11 protein-coding genes, 2 tRNA genes, 3 rRNA genes and 1 riboswitch are annotated in these 18,300 nt (G+C 63.0%); of the genes, 3 read left to right on the top strand and 13 right to left on the bottom strand.

The annotated features are described in order from the left end of the window. Positions 1-4: 4 nt before the first annotated feature. Positions 5-214 carry a CbtB-domain containing protein gene (locus tag FFI87_RS18670; RefSeq protein ID WP_006752367.1) on the bottom strand — a complete coding sequence of 70 codons (210 nt, stop codon included), beginning with the start codon at positions 212-214 and terminating at the stop codon, positions 5-7. Positions 215-247: 33 nt separating this feature from the next. Continuing rightward, a riboswitch (cobalamin riboswitch) is annotated at positions 248-390 on the bottom strand. 43 nt (positions 391-433) lie between these two features. Between FFI87_RS18670 and FFI87_RS18665 the strand changes: the two genes are divergently transcribed. From FFI87_RS18665 to FFI87_RS18655, 3 genes are all read left to right on the top strand, one after another. Beyond that, positions 434-1,021, top strand: a complete 588-nt coding sequence (locus FFI87_RS18665; protein ID WP_138849541.1) for a histidine phosphatase family protein — start codon at positions 434-436, stop codon at positions 1,019-1,021. Positions 1,022-1,161: 140 nt separating this feature from the next. Then, positions 1,162-2,754 (top strand): inorganic phosphate transporter, encoded by a 1,593-nt coding sequence (locus FFI87_RS18660; RefSeq protein WP_138849542.1) that lies wholly within the window; start codon positions 1,162-1,164, stop codon positions 2,752-2,754. Between the two features lie 447 nt (positions 2,755-3,201). Then, the gene (locus FFI87_RS18655) at positions 3,202-3,945 is read left to right on the top strand and encodes a 2OG-Fe(II) oxygenase (RefSeq protein ID WP_138849543.1); all 744 of its coding nucleotides are present in this window, start codon (positions 3,202-3,204) and stop codon (positions 3,943-3,945) included. A gap of 335 nt (positions 3,946-4,280) precedes the next feature. On the opposite strand, the gene FFI87_RS18650 is transcribed toward FFI87_RS18655, so the two are convergent. The 12 genes from FFI87_RS18650 to phnT form a co-directional block, all read right to left on the bottom strand. Further along, a complete protein-coding gene (locus tag FFI87_RS18650; protein ID WP_138849544.1) occupies positions 4,281-5,705 on the bottom strand; it encodes a DHA2 family efflux MFS transporter permease subunit in 1,425 nt (474 codons plus the stop codon). A 626-nt stretch (positions 5,706-6,331) separates the two neighbouring features. Beyond that, a 5S ribosomal RNA gene (gene rrf, locus FFI87_RS18645) occupies positions 6,332-6,444 on the bottom strand. A 153-nt stretch (positions 6,445-6,597) separates the two neighbouring features. Next, positions 6,598-9,479 (bottom strand): 23S ribosomal RNA (locus FFI87_RS18640). 290 nt (positions 9,480-9,769) lie between these two features. Beyond that, positions 9,770-9,845: transfer RNA gene (locus FFI87_RS18630), tRNA-Ala, on the bottom strand. A gap of 96 nt (positions 9,846-9,941) precedes the next feature. After that, positions 9,942-10,018, bottom strand: a tRNA-Ile gene (locus FFI87_RS18625). A gap of 62 nt (positions 10,019-10,080) precedes the next feature. Then, positions 10,081-11,613 (bottom strand): 16S ribosomal RNA (locus FFI87_RS18620). The 16S, 23S and 5S rRNA genes sit together here with 2 tRNA genes alongside, the layout of an rRNA operon. 512 nt (positions 11,614-12,125) lie before the next feature. Further along, the gene (locus FFI87_RS18605; RefSeq protein ID WP_138849545.1) at positions 12,126-12,677 is read right to left on the bottom strand and encodes a phosphonate degradation HD-domain oxygenase; all 552 of its coding nucleotides are present in this window, start codon (positions 12,675-12,677) and stop codon (positions 12,126-12,128) included. A 4-nt stretch (positions 12,678-12,681) separates the two neighbouring features. Then, the gene (gene phnY, locus FFI87_RS18600) at positions 12,682-14,136 is read right to left on the bottom strand and encodes a phosphonoacetaldehyde dehydrogenase (RefSeq protein ID WP_138849546.1); all 1,455 of its coding nucleotides are present in this window, start codon (positions 14,134-14,136) and stop codon (positions 12,682-12,684) included. Next, a complete protein-coding gene (gene phnA / locus FFI87_RS18595) occupies positions 14,133-15,443 on the bottom strand; it encodes a phosphonoacetate hydrolase (RefSeq protein ID WP_186381746.1) in 1,311 nt (436 codons plus the stop codon). Before phnA ends, phnY begins: the two co-directional genes overlap by 4 nt. Then, the gene (gene phnV / locus FFI87_RS18590) at positions 15,440-16,300 is read right to left on the bottom strand and encodes a 2-aminoethylphosphonate ABC transport system, membrane component PhnV (protein WP_138849547.1); all 861 of its coding nucleotides are present in this window, start codon (positions 16,298-16,300) and stop codon (positions 15,440-15,442) included. The genes phnA and phnV overlap by 4 nt, the downstream gene beginning before the upstream one ends. Beyond that, a complete protein-coding gene (phnU, locus tag FFI87_RS18585) occupies positions 16,290-17,210 on the bottom strand; it encodes a 2-aminoethylphosphonate ABC transporter permease subunit (RefSeq protein ID WP_012366875.1) in 921 nt (306 codons plus the stop codon). Before phnU ends, phnV begins: the two co-directional genes overlap by 11 nt. After that, complete coding sequence (phnT, locus tag FFI87_RS18580) at positions 17,188-18,291, bottom strand: 2-aminoethylphosphonate ABC transport system ATP-binding subunit PhnT (RefSeq protein WP_138849548.1); 1,104 nt, start codon at positions 18,289-18,291, stop codon at positions 17,188-17,190. Before phnT ends, phnU begins: the two co-directional genes overlap by 23 nt. Between the last annotated feature and the right edge of the window lie 9 nt (positions 18,292-18,300).

Below are 18,300 nucleotides of genomic sequence, written 5' to 3'. Positions count from 1 at the left end.
CGCGTCAGTGGCAGGGAAAGCCGAGCAGATGGCGGCCGTCGTGGACGAACTCGTGCACGTACATGCCCGGGACGAGCGACGTTGCTCCCTGTTCCGCACCGACGAAATAGAGCGCGAGCAACAGGATCAGGCCGACGAAGATGGCCCACGGCAACAGCTCGCGAACGGGAATGGGCGCCGGCACGACGACCGGCTTCAGCACTGCTTCGCTCATGGATGCACCTCAGGGGAATCGCGCCCCGACAAATGTTGGATGGAATACGAAGGCAGGTCTGGCTTCCGGGATTGAAGATCCGCGGTTACAGTGGCGCGACCGCGCCGGGCTTGCACCGGCTTCCGCCCTTCGTATCGGGCGAATTGTACGCGCGAACGTTCGCGTGTTGAAGGCCCGCGCATCACGGGCGCGGCCGTTCCGAACCCTCCGGCCATCGACATGACCCAACCTGCCTCGCTGCGCCTGATCGCGCACGCGCCGACCCGCGCGATGCGCACCGGCGCGTTTCCCGCCGACGATCCGCTCGATACGCCCGGGCTCGCGGAGGCTGCCGCGCTGCGCGAGCGGTTCGCAGGCGCCCCCGGCGCGATCGTGCTGTGCAGCCCCGCACGGTGCGCGCGGCAGACCGCCGACGCGCTCGGGCTGCACGCGGCCATTGACGATGCGCTGCGCGATGTCGACTACGGACACTGGCACGGCAAGCGGCTGCACGACCTCGCGCGCGACGTGCCGGACGAACTCGGCGCGTGGCTCGACGATCCGGCCGCGTCGCCGCACGGCGGTGAATCGTTCGAAGACGTCGCGCGCCGCGTCGGCGCATGGCTGAGCGCATTGCCATGTAACCGAGATATCGTCGCGATCACGCATGCGGCGATCGTGCGTGCGGCCATCGCGCACGGGCGCCGGATGGACGCGAAGGCGGCGACCCGCATCGACGTCGCACCGCTGTCGTGCACGGTATTCGCCGCGTCGGGAGAGGGCTGGACGTCGATCACGGACGACGTTCGACGCGATGCCGATGCGTAAGCCCGCCTGCTCACTATATGAAGAATGACGGCGCACTTTCTTTGCATCTCTGCAAGAAAACGGTTCGTCCTCCCGACTGTCATCAAACTGACTGGTAGCAAAAGCTAGGATCGGCTGCGGTTACCTTACGAGATGCCGCCATGAATCAGCCTGCTTCGTCCGCCGCGAATAACGCCGGCTCCGCCGAACGTACCCGACAGGTCGGCTATGCCGTCTTTCTGCTGGTACTCGCGGCCGGCGCCGTCTATATCGCCACCCACCTGATCGCCGATCTGTCGCCCATGCGCGAGGGGTCGCTGTTCCCGTACCTGATGCTCGGCGCCGCGCTGGCGATCGCGCTCGGCTTCGAATTCGTCAACGGTTTCCACGACACCGCGAATGCGGTCGCGACCGTGATCTACACCCACTCGCTGACGCCGAACGTCGCGGTGATCTGGTCCGGCATGTGGAACTTCCTCGGCGTGATGGTTTCCAGCGGGGCCGTCGCCTTCGGCATCCTGCAACTGCTGCCGGTCGAGCTGATCCTGCAGGTCGGCAGCGGGTCGGGTTTCGCGATGGTGTTCGCGCTGCTGATCGCCGCGATCGTCTGGAACCTCGCAACGTGGTACTTCGGGTTGCCGTCGTCGAGCTCGCATACGCTGATCGGATCGATCATCGGCGTCGGGCTGATGAACCAGCTGATGCACGGACCGTCGGGCACGAGCGGCGTCGACTGGGGCCAGGCGCTCGGCGTAGGCAAGTCGCTGCTGTTGTCGCCGATCGTCGGCTTCCTGTGCGCGTCGCTGCTGCTGCTCGTGCTGAAGGCCGTCGTGCGGATTCCGGAACTGTACAAGGAACCGCCGAAGGATCAGCCGCCGCCGTTCTGGATCCGCTGCCTGCTGATCCTCACGTGTACCGGCGTGTCGTTCGCGCACGGGTCGAACGACGGGCAGAAGGGGATGGGCCTCATCATGCTGATCCTGATCGGCACGATGCCGACTGCGTATGCGCTGAACAAGGCGGTCACGACGGCCGAATCGCAGACCTTCGTCGCCGTCGCGAACCAGGCCGCCGCGACCTTCGCGAAATATTCGAACGGCGTCGCGCCGTCCGCGAATCCGCGCGCCGACGTCGAGCACTTCGTGCAGCACCGCGAGATGACGCCTGCCGTGCTGCCGGCCGTGCAGCAACTGTCCACGTCGCTCGCGACCTCGGTCGGCTCGTCGGGCTCGATGGCGGCCGTGCCGCAGGGCGACGTCGACAACGTGCGCAACACGATGTATCTGGTATCCGAAGCGATTCGCCTGATCGAGAAGGCGGGTCAGCCCGCGTTCGCCGCCGATGACAAGCTCGCGATCGACAACTACCGCAAGCAGCTCGACCATGCGACCAAGTTCATTCCGACCTGGGTGAAAGTGGCCGTTGCGATCGCGCTGGGTCTCGGCACGATGGTCGGCTGGAAGCGGATCGTCGTGACCGTCGGCGAGAAAATCGGCAAGCAGCATCTGACGTACGGACAGGGCGCGTCGGCGGAACTCGTCGCGATGCTGACGATCGGCGCGGCCGACGTGTACGGGCTGCCCGTGTCGACGACGCACGTGCTGTCGTCGGGCGTCGCGGGCACGATGGCGGCGAACGGGTCCGGATTGCAGTGGAGCACGGTGCGCAGCCTCGTGCTCGCGTGGGTGCTGACGCTGCCGGCGTCGATCGCACTCGCGGCTGGGCTTTACTGGCTGTTCAGGTCGATCGCCTGAGCGGATGGGCGGCGAGCGGCCGGGGAGTTGGTCGCTCGCCGTGGAGGATTTGATTCGGGTGCTACGTCTGTTCGCCTCACCCCGCCTGTCGGTGCTTCCGGGCTTCCTCGCCTCACAAGCCCGGTCAGCGTTTGCGGTCGCGCACACTACGCTGAGCTTATTCCGGTCAGTCGCGCACCGGTATCGCACTGAATCGTCGTTGCGCCCGACCGCTCGTGCCGTGATCTGCCCCTTTCTTCCGAATTGAAGCGCAAGATCTGGAGCGCGCCGTCGCACCGGCGACATTAGACTGAGTTCATCGACTTTCATCGGGGACACGGTCGTGCTCGCAACGCTGCCCGACATCGCGTCGCCGACCATCCCGCTGCGACCGCCCGCACATATTCCGGCGCGCGCGACATGCCCGCACGACTCCGTATCCCCATCGCTGACGAACGAGGTACACCCGTGAACATTGCCGATCTGCAACCCGCCCTCGAATCTGCCGACCTCGTACAACGCGTGAGCGCAGTGGATTGGACCGGCGTCGGTACCGAACTCGACCGCTATGGGTGCGCTCGCGTACCGGGCCTTCTCCGCGCCGACGAATGCACGGCGCTGGCGTCGCTCTATCCGCGCGATGCGCTTTACCGTTCGCGCGTCGTCATGGCGCGGCATGGCTTCGGCCGCGGCGAATACCGGTATTTCGCCTATCCGCTGCCGGCGGTCGTCGACACGTTGCGAACCGCGATCTACCCGCATCTCGCACCGATCGCGAATCGCTGGAACCAGGCGCTCGGGATCGACGTCCGCTACCCGGCCGACCACGCGTCATTCCTCGAGCGCTGCCATGCGGCGGGACAAACGCGACCGACGCCGCTGATCCTGCAGTACGGCCCGGACGACTACAACTGCCTCCATCAGGACCTGTATGGCGAGCACGTCTTTCCGCTGCAGGTCGCGATCCTGCTGTCGGCGCCCGGCGGGGATTTCACGGGTGGGGAGTTCGTGCTGACGGAACAGCGGCCGCGGATGCAGTCGCGTGCGGAAGTGGTGCCGCTGACACAAGGCGACGCCGTGATCTTCGCCGTCCACGGCCGGCCCGTGCAGGGAACGCGCGGCGTCTATCGCGTCAACCTGCGTCACGGCGTGAGCCGTATCCGGACCGGGCACCGCCATACGGTCGGCATCATCTTTCATGATGCTCAGTAACGGCAGGCGCGAGCGCGGTGGCGTCGGGCGGCGTCGGATGGCGACGGCGGCGGGCGGCGGTGGCGACGGAGATGCGCGGTGGCGATGGGCGATGGGCAGCGGGCAGCGGGCAGCGGGCAGCGGGCAGCGGGCAGCGGGCAGCGGGCAGCGCATCATGCCCGAGGTCGTGCGTGCGCGGCACGGCGGCTGAGCATCGCCGGCAACACAGCAGTGAGTTCATGAAATGCATGCGCGAAAATTCATCGCGCCCGTGACGAATCGAACCGTCAAGTGAGCGGAGCAACGAGCGCGACCATATGCCGACGTCGCGATTCACGCCCGACCGGCCGTTCAACCTATCCTCGCGCGGCACTCGCCCGAAGTCGATCGCCCGCGTCGGAGGCGAGCCGCGCATAACCCGGCAACGTCAGCAGCGCGAGTACGCCCGCGGCAACGAACGCCCAGCGAAAATCGTCGAGCACGTAGTGAATCCCGGCCGCATCGCCGCGCATCAGCGCGGCGAGCCGCAATGCCAGCGCGCCGAATGCGATCCCCATCCCGATCGTCATCTGCTGCGCGGCGCTCCACAGCGTGCTCGCGGCGCTCGTCTGGTGCGACGGAACATCGGCATAGGCGAGGGTCGCCAGCGTCGTGAACTGCATCGAGCGCGTCAGCCCGTAGACGAATACGACCAGCAGCGTGATCGCGAGCGGCGTCGACGCGGTCAGCCAGCCGCATGCGATCGTGAAGAAGCCGACGATCGTCACGTCGACGAGCGCGACGCGGCGAAACCCGAAACGATCGAGGATCCACGACGTGCCCGCCTTCATGCCCAGATTGCCGAGCGCGCTCGAGAGCAACAGCAAACCGGACTGGAACGGCGACAGCCCGAAACCAATCTGGAACAGCAGTGGCAGCAGATAGGGCACCGCATTGACCGCAATCCGCGTGACCGATCCGGTGAGCACCGTGACCGAGAAGGTCGGCACCTTCAGTGTCGTGAAATCGAGCAGCGGGTGCGCGCAACGCCGCGCGTGCAGCCACGCGGCGATGCCGAACAATACGCTGGCCCCGACCAGCACGGCCGCGCGCGTGAAGTGCGCATCCTGCTGACCGGCCGTTTCGGTACCGAGCAGCAGACAGGTCAGCGCCCCGCCCGCCAGCACGAACCCGACCCAATCGAGCGGCCGCTGTTCGTCCGCACGCGTATTCCGCACGATCAAGCACGTACAGACCAGCGCGGCGAGGCCAAGCGGCACGTTCAACAGGAAGATCCATCGCCATGACGCATAGGTCGTGATGAAGCCGCCGATCGGCGGCCCAACGACCGGCGCAACGATACCCGGCCACGTGATCGTCGCGATCGCGCGCATCAGCCGTGCTTTCTCCGTGCTGCGCACGACGATCATCCGCCCGACCGGCACCATCATCGCCCCGCCGACGCCCTGCAGCACCCGTACGGCCGTAAACGTCACAACGCCGTTGGACAGCCCGCACAGAATCGATGCCCCGGTAAAAATCACGATCGCGCTGCCGAACACCGTGCGGGAACCGTATCGGTCTGCGATCCAGCCGCTGATCGGGATGAATACCGCGAGCGCGAGCATGTAGGCCGTCATCCCGAGACTCAGCGCATTCGGTCCGACGCCGAAGGAATGCGCCATCTGCGGCAGCGCGGTCGCGATCACGGTCGTGTCGAGATACTCCATGAAGAAGGTCGCGGCGACGAGATACGGCAAGAAGTCGGTCGTCCGATCACCCTGAGCAGAGCTGGAAGTCATGAACGATGCAGTTGCGGAAGGCGGAACACACCGGCAATCACACGCGGAAGCCGGACGAGTGGCGATATTACCCTGAAGTGTCCGCACGCCGCGCTGCCGATACATGGTGCCGAAACCACTTTATGCGCATAGATTCGACGTGGCTCGGCAGGCGGCCATACATGCCACCGATGTCAATAAAGCGCGTATTTGAGCCAATTTCGCAGAAGATTCGCGACGTTACTCGCCCATCAGGCCATCCTGGCGAATTCTGTAGTGCTCGCCTCGACACGCACTGCTCCAGCCATATCGTCCCTGGTCATCGGTTGTCCCTTGATAGACCACGGCGCCATCCGACACCCGGATCAGGGAAAATTTCATATTGGCGAACGGGCCCACATCGCCGTCTGCATCTTGGAATTTTGCGTGAAATGGCGCATGGACGCAGTCAGCATGAGACTGTGCAGCTCATGTGATGTGACCGATCTAGCTGACCCACCGGCCCTACGGATGCGACCTGTGTGAGGATCCTGCCCGGCCAGCTCGCTTGCACGTCGGCGCCAAGGGCCCCACCTCGCTGTCATCGCTTTTTCGCCGCGCAAATGCAAAAACCCCCGCCTTTTGGGCGGGGGTTCTTGGCTTAGGGAGCCTGACGATTACCTACTTTCACACGGGAATCCGCACTATCATCGGCGTAGAGTCGTTTCACGGTCCTGTTCGGGATGGGAAGGGGTGGGACCGACTCGCTATGGTCATCAGGCAAAGAGGGTTGTCGCGCTGCTTCGCAACGCGACCAATCTGGGAAGAAGCAGTAATTTTGAGTTGTGTGTATCACACACGAGAATCCAACTTGTCGCTTGGGATCGCGGCCAGTGCTTGCGCACGGCGCCGATCTACAAGGCAGACTTGTTATAGGATCAAGCCTTACGGGCAATTAGTATCAGTTAGCTGAACGCATTACTGCGCTTACACACCTGACCTATCAACGTCCTGGTCTCGAACGACCCTTCAAGGGGATCTAGTCCCCAGGGATATCTCATCTTAAGGCGAGTTTCCCGCTTAGATGCTTTCAGCGGTTATCTCTTCCGAACATAGCTACCCGGCGATGCCACTGGCGTGACAACCGGTACACCAGAGGTTCGTCCACTCCGGTCCTCTCGTACTAGGAGCAGCCCCCTTCAAATATCCAACGCCCACGGCAGATAGGGACCAAACTGTCTCACGACGTTTTAAACCCAGCTCACGTACCTCTTTAAATGGCGAACAGCCATACCCTTGGGACCGGCTACAGCCCCAGGATGAGATGAGCCGACATCGAGGTGCCAAACACCGCCGTCGATATGAACTCTTGGGCGGTATCAGCCTGTTATCCCCAGAGTACCTTTTATCCGTTGAGCGATGGCCCTTCCATACAGAACCACCGGATCACTATGACCTGCTTTCGCACCTGCTCGACTTGTCGGTCTCGCAGTTAAGCACGCTTATGCCATTGCACTATCAGCACGATTTCCGACCGTACCTAGCGTACCTTCGTACTCCTCCGTTACGCTTTGGGAGGAGACCGCCCCAGTCAAACTGCCTACCATGCACTGTCCCCGACCCGGATCACGGGCCAAGGTTAGAACCTCAAACAAACCAGGGTGGTATTTCAAGGACGGCTCCACCGAAACTAGCGTTCCGGTTTCATAGCCTCCCACCTATCCTACACAGATCGGTTCAAAGTCCAATGCAAAGCTACAGTAAAGGTTCATGGGGTCTTTCCGTCTAGCCGCGGGTAGATTGCATCATCACAAACACTTCAACTTCGCTGAGTCTCGGGAGGAGACAGTGTGGCCATCGTTACGCCATTCGTGCAGGTCGGAACTTACCCGACAAGGAATTTCGCTACCTTAGGACCGTTATAGTTACGGCCGCCGTTTACCGGGACTTCAATCAAGAGCTTGCACCCCATCATTTAATCTTCCGGCACCGGGCAGGCGTCACACCCTATACGTCCACTTTCGTGTTTGCAGAGTGCTGTGTTTTTATTAAACAGTCGCAGCCACCAGTTTATTGCAACCCCTTCACCCTCTGCGCGCAGGCGCATCAAGCTACAAGGGCGTACCTTATCCCGAAGTTACGGTACCAATTTGCCGAGTTCCTTCTCCCGAGTTCTCTCAAGCGCCTTAGAATACTCATCTCGCCCACCTGTGTCGGTTTGCGGTACGGTCATCGTTAGACTGAAGCTTAGAGGCTTTTCTTGGAACCACTTCCAATTGCTTCGCTCCCGAGGGAGCTCGCGCCACACCCTTGAATTGCGCACCCGGATTTGCCTAAGTGCCTTCTCCAATGCAGCGACCGGGACTTCCAACACCCGGACAACCTTCCGCGATCCGTCCCCCCATCGCATCTAACAATGGTGCAGGAATATTGACCTGCTTCCCATCAGCTACGCATTTCTGCCTCGCCTTAGGGGCCGACTCACCCTACGCCGATGAACGTTGCGTAGGAAACCTTGGGCTTACGGCGAGGGGGCCTTTCACCCCCTTTATCGCTACTCATGTCAGCATTCGCACTTCCGATACCTCCAGCACGCTTTTCAACGCACCTTCGCAGGCTTACGGAACGCTCTCCTACCATGCGTGCAAAGCACGCATCCGCAGCTTCGGTATATAGCTTAGCCCCGTTACATCTTCCGCGCAGGACGACTCGATCAGTGAGCTATTACGCTTTCTTTAAAGGGTGGCTGCTTCTAAGCCAACCTCCTGACTGTTTTAGCCTTCCCACTTCGTTTCCCACTTAGCTATATTTGGGGACCTTAGCTGGCGGTCTGGGTTGTTTCCCTCTTGACACCGGACGTTAGCACCCGATGTCTGTCTCCCGTGATTGCACTCTTCGGTATTCGGAGTTTGCTATGGCGGGGTAATCTGCAATAGACCCCCCAACCATGACAGTGCTCTACCCCCGAAGGTGAGACACGAGGCACTACCTAAATAGTTTTCGGAGAGAACCAGCTATTTCCAAGTTTGTTTAGCCTTTCACCCCTATCCACAGCTCATCCCCTAACTTTTCAACGTTAGTGGGTTCGGACCTCCAGTACGTGTTACCGCACCTTCATCCTGGCCATGGATAGATCACTTGGTTTCGGGTCTACGCCCAGCAACTGAACGCCCTATTCGGACTCGCTTTCGCTACGCCTGCCCTATACGGTTAAGCTTGCTACTGAACGTAAGTCGCTGACCCATTATACAAAAGGTACGCCGTCACCCCTTACGAGGCTCCGACTGTTTGTATGCATGCGGTTTCAGGATCTATTTCACTCCCCTCCCGGGGTTCTTTTCGCCTTTCCCTCACGGTACTGGTTCACTATCGGTCGATCACGAGTATTTAGCCTTGGAGGATGGTCCCCCCATCTTCAGACAGGATTTCACGTGTCCCGCCCTACTTGTCGTACACCTAGTTCTTTCATACTGTTTTCGCCTACAGGGCTATCACCTGCTATGGCCGCACTTTCCAGAGCGTTCGGCTAACAATACAAATAAAGAGTACAAGGCTCATCCCATTTCGCTCGCCACTACTTTGGGAATCTCGGTTGATTTCTTTTCCTGCGGTTACTTAGATGTTTCAGTTCACCGCGTTCGCTTCGCATGGCCTATGTATTCAGCCATGGATACTCCAAAAGGAGTGGGTTTCCCCATTCGGACATCTACGGATCAAAGCTCGTTTGCCAGCTCCCCGTAGCTTTTCGCAGGCTACCGCGTCCTTCATCGCCTGTGATCGCCAAGGCATCCACCACATGCACTTGTTCGCTTGACCCTATAACGAGTCTGTCTCATCTTTCGACGCGACAGTCGCTACAGGTTGAGTTCTCGCGTTGTGCCGTATTCCAATTGAGTCGAACATAGAGTTCGAATCATCTTGAGATACATCGATACAATCACAACCCGGATAACTTTCACGTCCATCTCAAGACGCTTCCGCTATCCAAATTACTTACTTCTTCCAGATTGTTAAAGAACGACAGCCGATATCTGTTGATACCACTCTGACTGGCTCAATCGCCAATGACAAAGATTCGACGACGTCGAACGCTTGTCATTGAGGATTGGTGGAGGCAGACGGGATCGAACCGACGACCCCCTGCTTGCAAAGCAGGTGCTCTCCCAGCTGAGCTATGCCCCCATGAGTACAGATTTCCTCAGGTACCTACCGCCTCTCGGCATGGGCTGCTCGTAAGCGCTAAAGCGCTAACGATCACCGACACGCCAGACAAGACAATGGTGGGTCTGGTTGGATTCGAACCAACGACCCCCGCCTTATCAAGACGGTGCTCTAACCGACTGAGCTACAGACCCCTGAGTCTGTCTTTAATTTACAGCCGATAAGCGTGAGCGCTCAACTTTGCGAGAAGCTCTGGAAAGGAGGTGATCCAGCCGCACCTTCCGATACGGCTACCTTGTTACGACTTCACCCCAGTCATGAATCCTACCGTGGTGACCGTCCTCCTTGCGGTTAGACTAGCCACTTCTGGTAAAACCCACTCCCATGGTGTGACGGGCGGTGTGTACAAGACCCGGGAACGTATTCACCGCGGCATGCTGATCCGCGATTACTAGCGATTCCAGCTTCATGCACTCGAGTTGCAGAGTGCAATCCGGACTACGATCGGTTTTCTGGGATTAGCTCCCCCTCGCGGGTTGGCAACCCTCTGTTCCGACCATTGTATGACGTGTGAAGCCCTACCCATAAGGGCCATGAGGACTTGACGTCATCCCCACCTTCCTCCGGTTTGTCACCGGCAGTCTCCTTAGAGTGCTCTTGCGTAGCAACTAAGGACAAGGGTTGCGCTCGTTGCGGGACTTAACCCAACATCTCACGACACGAGCTGACGACAGCCATGCAGCACCTGTGCGCCGGTTCTCTTTCGAGCACTCCCGCCTCTCAGCAGGATTCCGACCATGTCAAGGGTAGGTAAGGTTTTTCGCGTTGCATCGAATTAATCCACATCATCCACCGCTTGTGCGGGTCCCCGTCAATTCCTTTGAGTTTTAATCTTGCGACCGTACTCCCCAGGCGGTCAACTTCACGCGTTAGCTACGTTACTAAGGAAATGAATCCCCAACAACTAGTTGACATCGTTTAGGGCGTGGACTACCAGGGTATCTAATCCTGTTTGCTCCCCACGCTTTCGTGCATGAGCGTCAGTATTGGCCCAGGGGGCTGCCTTCGCCATCGGTATTCCTCCACATCTCTACGCATTTCACTGCTACACGTGGAATTCTACCCCCCTCTGCCATACTCTAGCCTGCCAGTCACCAATGCAGTTCCCAGGTTGAGCCCGGGGATTTCACATCGGTCTTAGCAAACCGCCTGCGCACGCTTTACGCCCAGTAATTCCGATTAACGCTCGCACCCTACGTATTACCGCGGCTGCTGGCACGTAGTTAGCCGGTGCTTATTCTTCCGGTACCGTCATCCCCCGGCTGTATTAGAACCAAGGATTTCTTTCCGGACAAAAGTGCTTTACAACCCGAAGGCCTTCTTCACACACGCGGCATTGCTGGATCAGGCTTTCGCCCATTGTCCAAAATTCCCCACTGCTGCCTCCCGTAGGAGTCTGGGCCGTGTCTCAGTCCCAGTGTGGCTGGTCGTCCTCTCAGACCAGCTACTGATCGTCGCCTTGGTAGGCCTTTACCCCACCAACTAGCTAATCAGCCATCGGCCAACCCTATAGCGCGAGGCCCGAAGGTCCCCCGCTTTCATCCGTAGATCGTATGCGGTATTAATCCGGCTTTCGCCGGGCTATCCCCCACTACAGGACATGTTCCGATGTATTACTCACCCGTTCGCCACTCGCCACCAGGTGCAAGCACCCGTGCTGCCGTTCGACTTGCATGTGTAAGGCATGCCGCCAGCGTTCAATCTGAGCCAGGATCAAACTCTTCAGTTTAAACCTGTTACTGTTTTCGGTTCGGTTAAGAACCGGTCGCTCACTCAAAGCTGACAGGAATATGAATCACTTCATAAACCTGACTTACTTTAGTGTGAGACTCTTGATACTTTCGCTATCTGATCCGAGGATCAGCTCGCTGCCATCAAGCGCCCACACTTATCGGCTGTTAATTTTTAAAGAGCATTTCTGCGAGAAACCTTCCGTTTCCCAGCAGCGCTGCGTTTTCAGCAGCAGAGAAGCGAGATTATGAACCGTCTTTCTTCGCTCGTCAACAACTTTCTGAACTGCTTCGTTGCGACCGCGAGGGGTTCAACTTCGTGTGCGCCGGGGCCGTTACAGCAACCTTCGTCAGCACCGCTTCCCTTCCTCCCGCGCCGCGTTTCCGTTAGCGCGAAAGAGGCGTGATTGTAGGCACCCTCCTCGAACTGCGCAAGGGGTTTCTCGAAAAAATATAAGGCCCCGCACGCTACCGCGCGCGGGGCCTTCCTTATATGGACGCAACCGGGCCGTCAGGTCACACGCACCTGGCGCACCACTATCTCCATATAGTGATCGAGGTTCGGCGTCACCTTGCCCGCTTCCTTCGCCGTATCGTCCCAGCGGCGCAGACGCAGCGCATCCTCCGCGAACGGGCGTTGCAGGAACGCCGCCGTCTCCTCTTCACTGAAGATGCCGCCCTGCAGTGCGAGACTGCGCACCGAATCCGGCGACAGGCTCTCGAAGTAGCCGGCGTCCGTCCGGCACAGGCAACGCTTCGCGTCGACGTGCAGCCGGATCGGCTCCAGCACCGCGTCGTCGAACAGCGGCCGCAGGAACGGCAGCACGTAATACTGATGAAGATCGTCGATTCCGCGTGCGCTCGGCGTCTCGCCCTGGCGATTCAGCAAATGACCGAGGTCATGCAGAAATGCCGCCGCGACCAGCGCGTCGTCGGCGCCCGCCTCCTCCGCCAGCAAGCCGCTCTGCAACGCATGCTCCAGCTGCGTGACCGGTTCGCCGCTATAGGCGACATGGCCATGCTCGCGATACAGCCCGTGGATCTCTTCCACCGTCAGTGCCATCCGCTTACTCCCAAGGCAGCGAAAACGTCTTCAGGTTCGTGAAGCTCTTCATCGCTTCCTGAACGCCTTCCTTATAGCCAAGCCCCGAATCCTTGACGCCCCCGAACGGCGACAGCTCGATCCGGTATCCGGGCACTTCCCAGACGTTCACCGTCCCGACGTTCAGCTCGTTCACGAACCGAACGACCGCGGCCGTACTGTCCGTGCAGACCCCCGACGACAGCCCGAATGCCGTGCCGTTGCTGATCCGGATCGCATCGTCGATCGTGTCGAACGTCATGACGGGCGATACGGGGCCGAAAGTCTCTTCGCGCACGATCGTCATCGACGGATCGACGTTGTCGAGCACCGTCGGCGAATACAGCGCACCGCGCCGCACGTTGCCGGTCAGCAGGCGCGCGCCCTGCGCGAGCGCCTCGCCGACTCGCGCCTCGAACAGCCGCGCCGCCGCGTCGTCGATCACCGTGCCCATTTCGTTCGCGGGATCGAACGGATCGCCGTAATTCCATGCGCGCGTCTTCTCGACGAGCAGCTCGGTGAACGCCGGCGCGATCGAGCGCTGCACCAGGATCCGCTTGACGGCCGTGCAGCGCTGCCCCGAATTGCGGTACGAACCGAGCACGGCCAGCGATGCCGCACGTTCCAGATCGGCATCGTCGAGCACGATCAGCGGATCGTTGCCGCCCAGCTCCAGCACGATGCGCCGGTAGCCGGCCCGCACGGCGATCGCCTTGCCGATCGACACGCCGCCCGTGAAGGTAATCAGCGATGCATGCGGATGCGTGACGAGTTCGTCCGCGATCTCGCGGGGATCGCCGGTCAGCACCTGCAGCATCGGCTCGGGCAAGCCGGCCTCGTAGAGCAGGTCCGCCAGATAGAACGCCGACAGCGGCACCTTCTCCGACGGCTTCACGATCACGCGGTTGTTGGTCGCGATCGCCGGCGCGATCTTGTGCGCGACCTGATTCATCGGGTGATTGAACGGCGTGATCGCGACGATCACGCCGTCGAGCGGCTGCCGTTGCGAGAACACGCGTCGCGCCTTGCCGTGGGGTGTCAGGTCGCACGAGAAGCTCTGCGCGTCGTCGCGCAACGCCTCGACCGACGCGAACTTCAGCACGTCGGCGACGCGGCCGATCTCGTAGCGGGAATCCCGTTTCGACAATCCCGATTCGAGCGTGATCAGGTCGGATGCCGCCTCGGTACGCTCGCGCAGCAGCGCAGCCGCACGCTCGAGGATCTGCGAACGCTCGTAACGCGTCAGCGCGGGCCGGTATGCCATCGCGTAGTCGAACGCGGCACGCACGTCGTCGACGCTCGCCAGCGGCGCCGTACCGACGCGCGTGCCGGTGTACGGATCGGTGACGTCGAAAACACGGTCGCGCGTCGCCCGCGTGCCGCACCAGCGCAGCGCCTCGGCGCGAAACGCGGGGTGATCCTGTCGGGGATGAACCATCATGACGCGACCCGGTTCAGCACGAAATCGAACACGTCGAAGTTGCGCGGCCGACGTGCCGGATCGTCCCGCTCGATCCGACGGTTGAACAGCAATGGCACCTCCTGCTCGGACACGCCGCCGTGCGAACGCAGCGGCACGGTCAGGCCCGACAGGTCGTGTTCGCGCTCGCGCGTGCCGAGCGTCATGTCGCGCCGCGCGATCACGACGAGATCGCCGATCCGGTCGGGCGGCAGCTCGAAGCGGGCGGCGGCTTCCGCGTTGTCGAGCACGAGCTCGACGCCGTCGAGCCCGCCGACGCGCCACATCGCATCGGTCCGGTCGACACCCGGCGCCAGATACACGGTCGCGAACGAGCCGAGCGCGCCGTGGTGCACGACGTACGGATCGGTGATCGGCAGGATCACGCGCGCGGCCCGCGCACCGAACCAGCCGTCGAACGCGTCCTGCAGATAGATCACGTTCGGGCGGCCCGTGGCCGGATCGTGCTTCGCGTTCATCCCGTGGTCGGCCGTGAGCCCGATCGCCCAGCCGAGCGCGTCGAGCTGCGCGAGATAGCCGTCCATCATTGCGTAGAACGCGTTCGCGCCCGCACTGCCCGGCTCGCACTTGTGCTGCACGTAGTCGGTGGTCGACAGATACATCAGGTCGACCTGGCGCGTCTGCGCGAGCCGCACGCCGGCCGCGAACACGAATTCGGACAGCGCCGCGCTGTATACGTCGGGCGACGGCAGGCCGACCCAGTCGAGCACGTCGGCGATGCCGTTTTCCGCGAGATTCGCCTGCGCGGCCTTCTCCGCGGAAAAACAGATGCCGTTCATCTGCCAGCCGAGCAGCCGGCGCAGCTTGTCCTTCGCCGTGACGACGGCCACCCGCGCGCCGGCGTCGGACGCCACCGCGAGCAACGTGCCGGCCCGCAGGTAGGCCGGGTCGTTCATCATCACTTCGGCGCCGCGCCCGCCGTCGGCGGCCGGATCCCAGAAGTAGTTGCCGCAGATCCCGTGGACCGACGGCGGCACGCCGCAGACGATCGACAGGTTGTTCGGGTTGGTGAAGGTCGGCACGACGCAGTCGGCACGCCACGCGGTGCCGGCCGCGATCATCCGGCCGATGAACGGCGCGACGCCCGCCTCCACCGCACGCTCGAGATAGTCGTACTCGCAGCCGTCGACGCAGACGACGACGGTCGGTTCGGCCGGCAGCCGGTAGCGCCGGCCGTTCACGTCGACGGAACGACCCGCGAGATCCGTCGATACCTTGCCCGCGGCCGCTTGCTCGCCGGGCAGCCGCAACGCGAACGCGGCGTTCATGATGCGGCCCGCGTACCGCGCGGCACGCGCGCGGCGATCAGCAGCAGCGCCGCGAGCGACGCCCCGAGCATCAACAGCGACAGCGCCGATGCCGGCAGGTAGTAACCCCGCTCCACCTGGCCGATCACGACGATCGGCACGGTCGCGAAACCCGGCGGGTAGACGGTCAGCGTCGCGCCGAGTTCGCCGAGCGACAGCGCGAAGCCGAGCGCGAGACTCGCACGCAGCGCCGGCACGAGCTGCGGCAGCAGCACGCGGCGCAGCACCATCGCGGGCGGCGCACCGAGGCTCGCCGCCGCTTCGCGCAGCACGGTCAGTTCCGGCCGCAGCGCGGCGGCCGCGCAGCGATAGCAGAACGGCAGAATCAGCGCGAGCTGCACGAGCACGACGATCGCCGCGGAGCTCGACAGGTCGAGCGGCTTCTGGTGATACGCGATCAGCACCGCGAGCCCGAGCACGACGCTCGGCACGCCGTTCGGCACCATCACGAGCGCGTCGACGAGCGCGCCGAGGCCGCGCCGGTCGCGCCCTTCGAGCGCGAGCGCGAGCCACAGCCCGAGGATCGTGCCGAGCGCCGACACGCCGAAGCCGATTTCGAGGCTCGTCAGCAGCGCGTCGTATTCCGGCGACGCGAGCCGCTCGAACCAGCGCAGGCTGTAACCGGCCGGCAGAATCGTGCCCGACCACTGCGTCGACACGCTCGACAGCGCGACGACGACGACCGGCAGCACGAACAGCCAGAAGCAGGCGAACGCGGCCAGCGCGAGCGCGGCGCGCGACGCATGCTTGAGCAGCGTGTCGCCCCGGCCGATCCGGTGGCGCGGCACGGCTGGCCCGATACGGAATTCAGCGGACATCGTTTCCTCCCGTCGCACGCCGGTTCACCCGGCGATAAACCGCATAGAGCGCCAGCGACAGCGCGAGCATCACGACCGCGCCGGCCGAGGCGGTCGGCAGGTCGAGGTCGACGGTCGCGCTGCTGTAGATCGCGACCGGCAGCGTCACGAGCCGCGCACTGCCGAGCACGAGCAGGATCCCGAACTCGTTCAGCGTCAGCAGGAAGCACAGCACGGTGCCGGCGGCGATGCCCGGCCACGCGATCGGCAGCACGACGCGGCGCGCGAGCATCCAGCCGGACGCGCCGAGACTGCGCGCCGCTTCGATCAGGCGCAGGTCGAGCGTCGCGAACGACGCGAGCGTCGGCCGCACGACGAACGGCGTATAGAACACGGTCTGCGCGAGAATCACGCCGCCGATGCCGAACAGGAAGTCGAGCGGCGGGCTCTCGAGATGGAACAGTTGCTGCAGCGCGATGCTGATCGAGCCTTGCGAGCCGTACAGGAAGATCAGCGTGAACGCGACGAGGAACGACGGGAACGCGACGTACAGTTCCAGGAAACGCGTGACGAGCGATGCGCCCGGGAACGGCCTGAAGAACAGCAGCGCGGCCAGCAGCACGCCGAGCACCGACGCGGTGCCGGCGCTCGCGAACAGCACGCCGACGCTCGTCAGCAGCACGCCGCGCGTATCGGGGTTGCCGAAGAACGTCCGGTACGCGGCGAAGCTGAGCCCGTGATCGCCGGACACGCTCAGCAGCACGAGCCGCACCAGCGGATAGACGACGAGCGGGCCCAGCACGACGAGCGCAAGCGCGGCGAGGTGCAGGTCGCCCATGCGCTTGCGGCGCCGCGCGGCGGCGGCATGCGCGGCGGCCGACGCGAGCGCCTGCGGCGGCAGGCCGGCTTCAGGGCTCGATAAGGACGACATCGTCTGCCTCGCAATGCAGGGAAACGCGCGCACCGCGCTCGGGAGCCGTGCCGCGGCCGCGTTGCATCGTGACGCGCACGGGCTGGTCGGGCGCCGCGTCGATCACGACCGCGATCGACAGGTCCGCGCCCTGCCATTCGACGGACGACACCGTGCCGTGCAGGCCGCCCGCCGCGAGCGGCATCACGGTCAGGCGCTCGGGGCGCACGCAGGCGACCTTGTCGCGCACGTCGTGGCGCGGGTCGCCGAGCGGGAAGATCACGTGCGGGGGCAGCAGGTTCGCGGGGCCGAGATAGCGCGCGACGTAGCCGTCCCGCGGCGTGTCGTACAGCTGCTGCGGCGTGCCGAGCTGCGCGATGTGGCCATCGCGCATCAGCAGCGCGCGGTCGGACAACACGAGCGCGTCGTCGCGGTCATGCGTCACGCAGACCACGGTCAGGTTCGGCAGGCGCTCGTGCAGCGCCTTCAGTTCGCTGCGCACCGATGCGCGCAGGTTGGCGTCGAGCGCCGACAGCGGCTCGTCGAGCAGCAGCACGTCCGGTTCGATCACGAGCGCACGCGCCAGTGCGACGCGCTGCTGCATCCCGCCCGACAGTTGCGCGGGCAGATGATGGCCCGCATCGCCGAGCTGCACGAGCTTCAGCGCGTCGGCGACGCGGCGTGTCACTTCCGACGAGGCCATCCCGCGGGCGCGCAGCCCGAATGCGACGTTCTCGAACACCGACAGGTGCGGGAACAGCGCGTAATTCTGGAACAGCAGACCGAGGTTGCGCTTGTGCGGCGGCGCATAGGTCAGGTCGCGTCCGGCCACGGTCAGCGTGCCGGTCAGGCCGTCGGCCTTCACGAACCCGGCGATGAAGCGCAGCAGCGTGGTCTTGCCGCAGCCGCTCTTGCCGAGCACGGTCAGAAATTCGCCGGCGCCGATCGACAGCGACAGATCTTCCAGCACCGTGCGTGCGCCGTAGCGCACGCTCAGGTGCTCGATCCGCACGCCGCCCGGCGCGCCGGACCGCAGCGTCGCTTGCGGTTCGGCGGCGCCGAATGCGCCGGGATGGGTCAGGGTGGTTTCCACCGGGTTCATCCTCTCGCT

Source organism: Burkholderia sp. KBS0801, from assembly GCF_005937855.2.
In the GTDB taxonomy this organism is placed as follows: domain Bacteria; phylum Pseudomonadota; class Gammaproteobacteria; order Burkholderiales; family Burkholderiaceae; genus Burkholderia; species Burkholderia ambifaria.
This window is presented reverse-complemented; position numbering and strand designations above follow the sequence as displayed.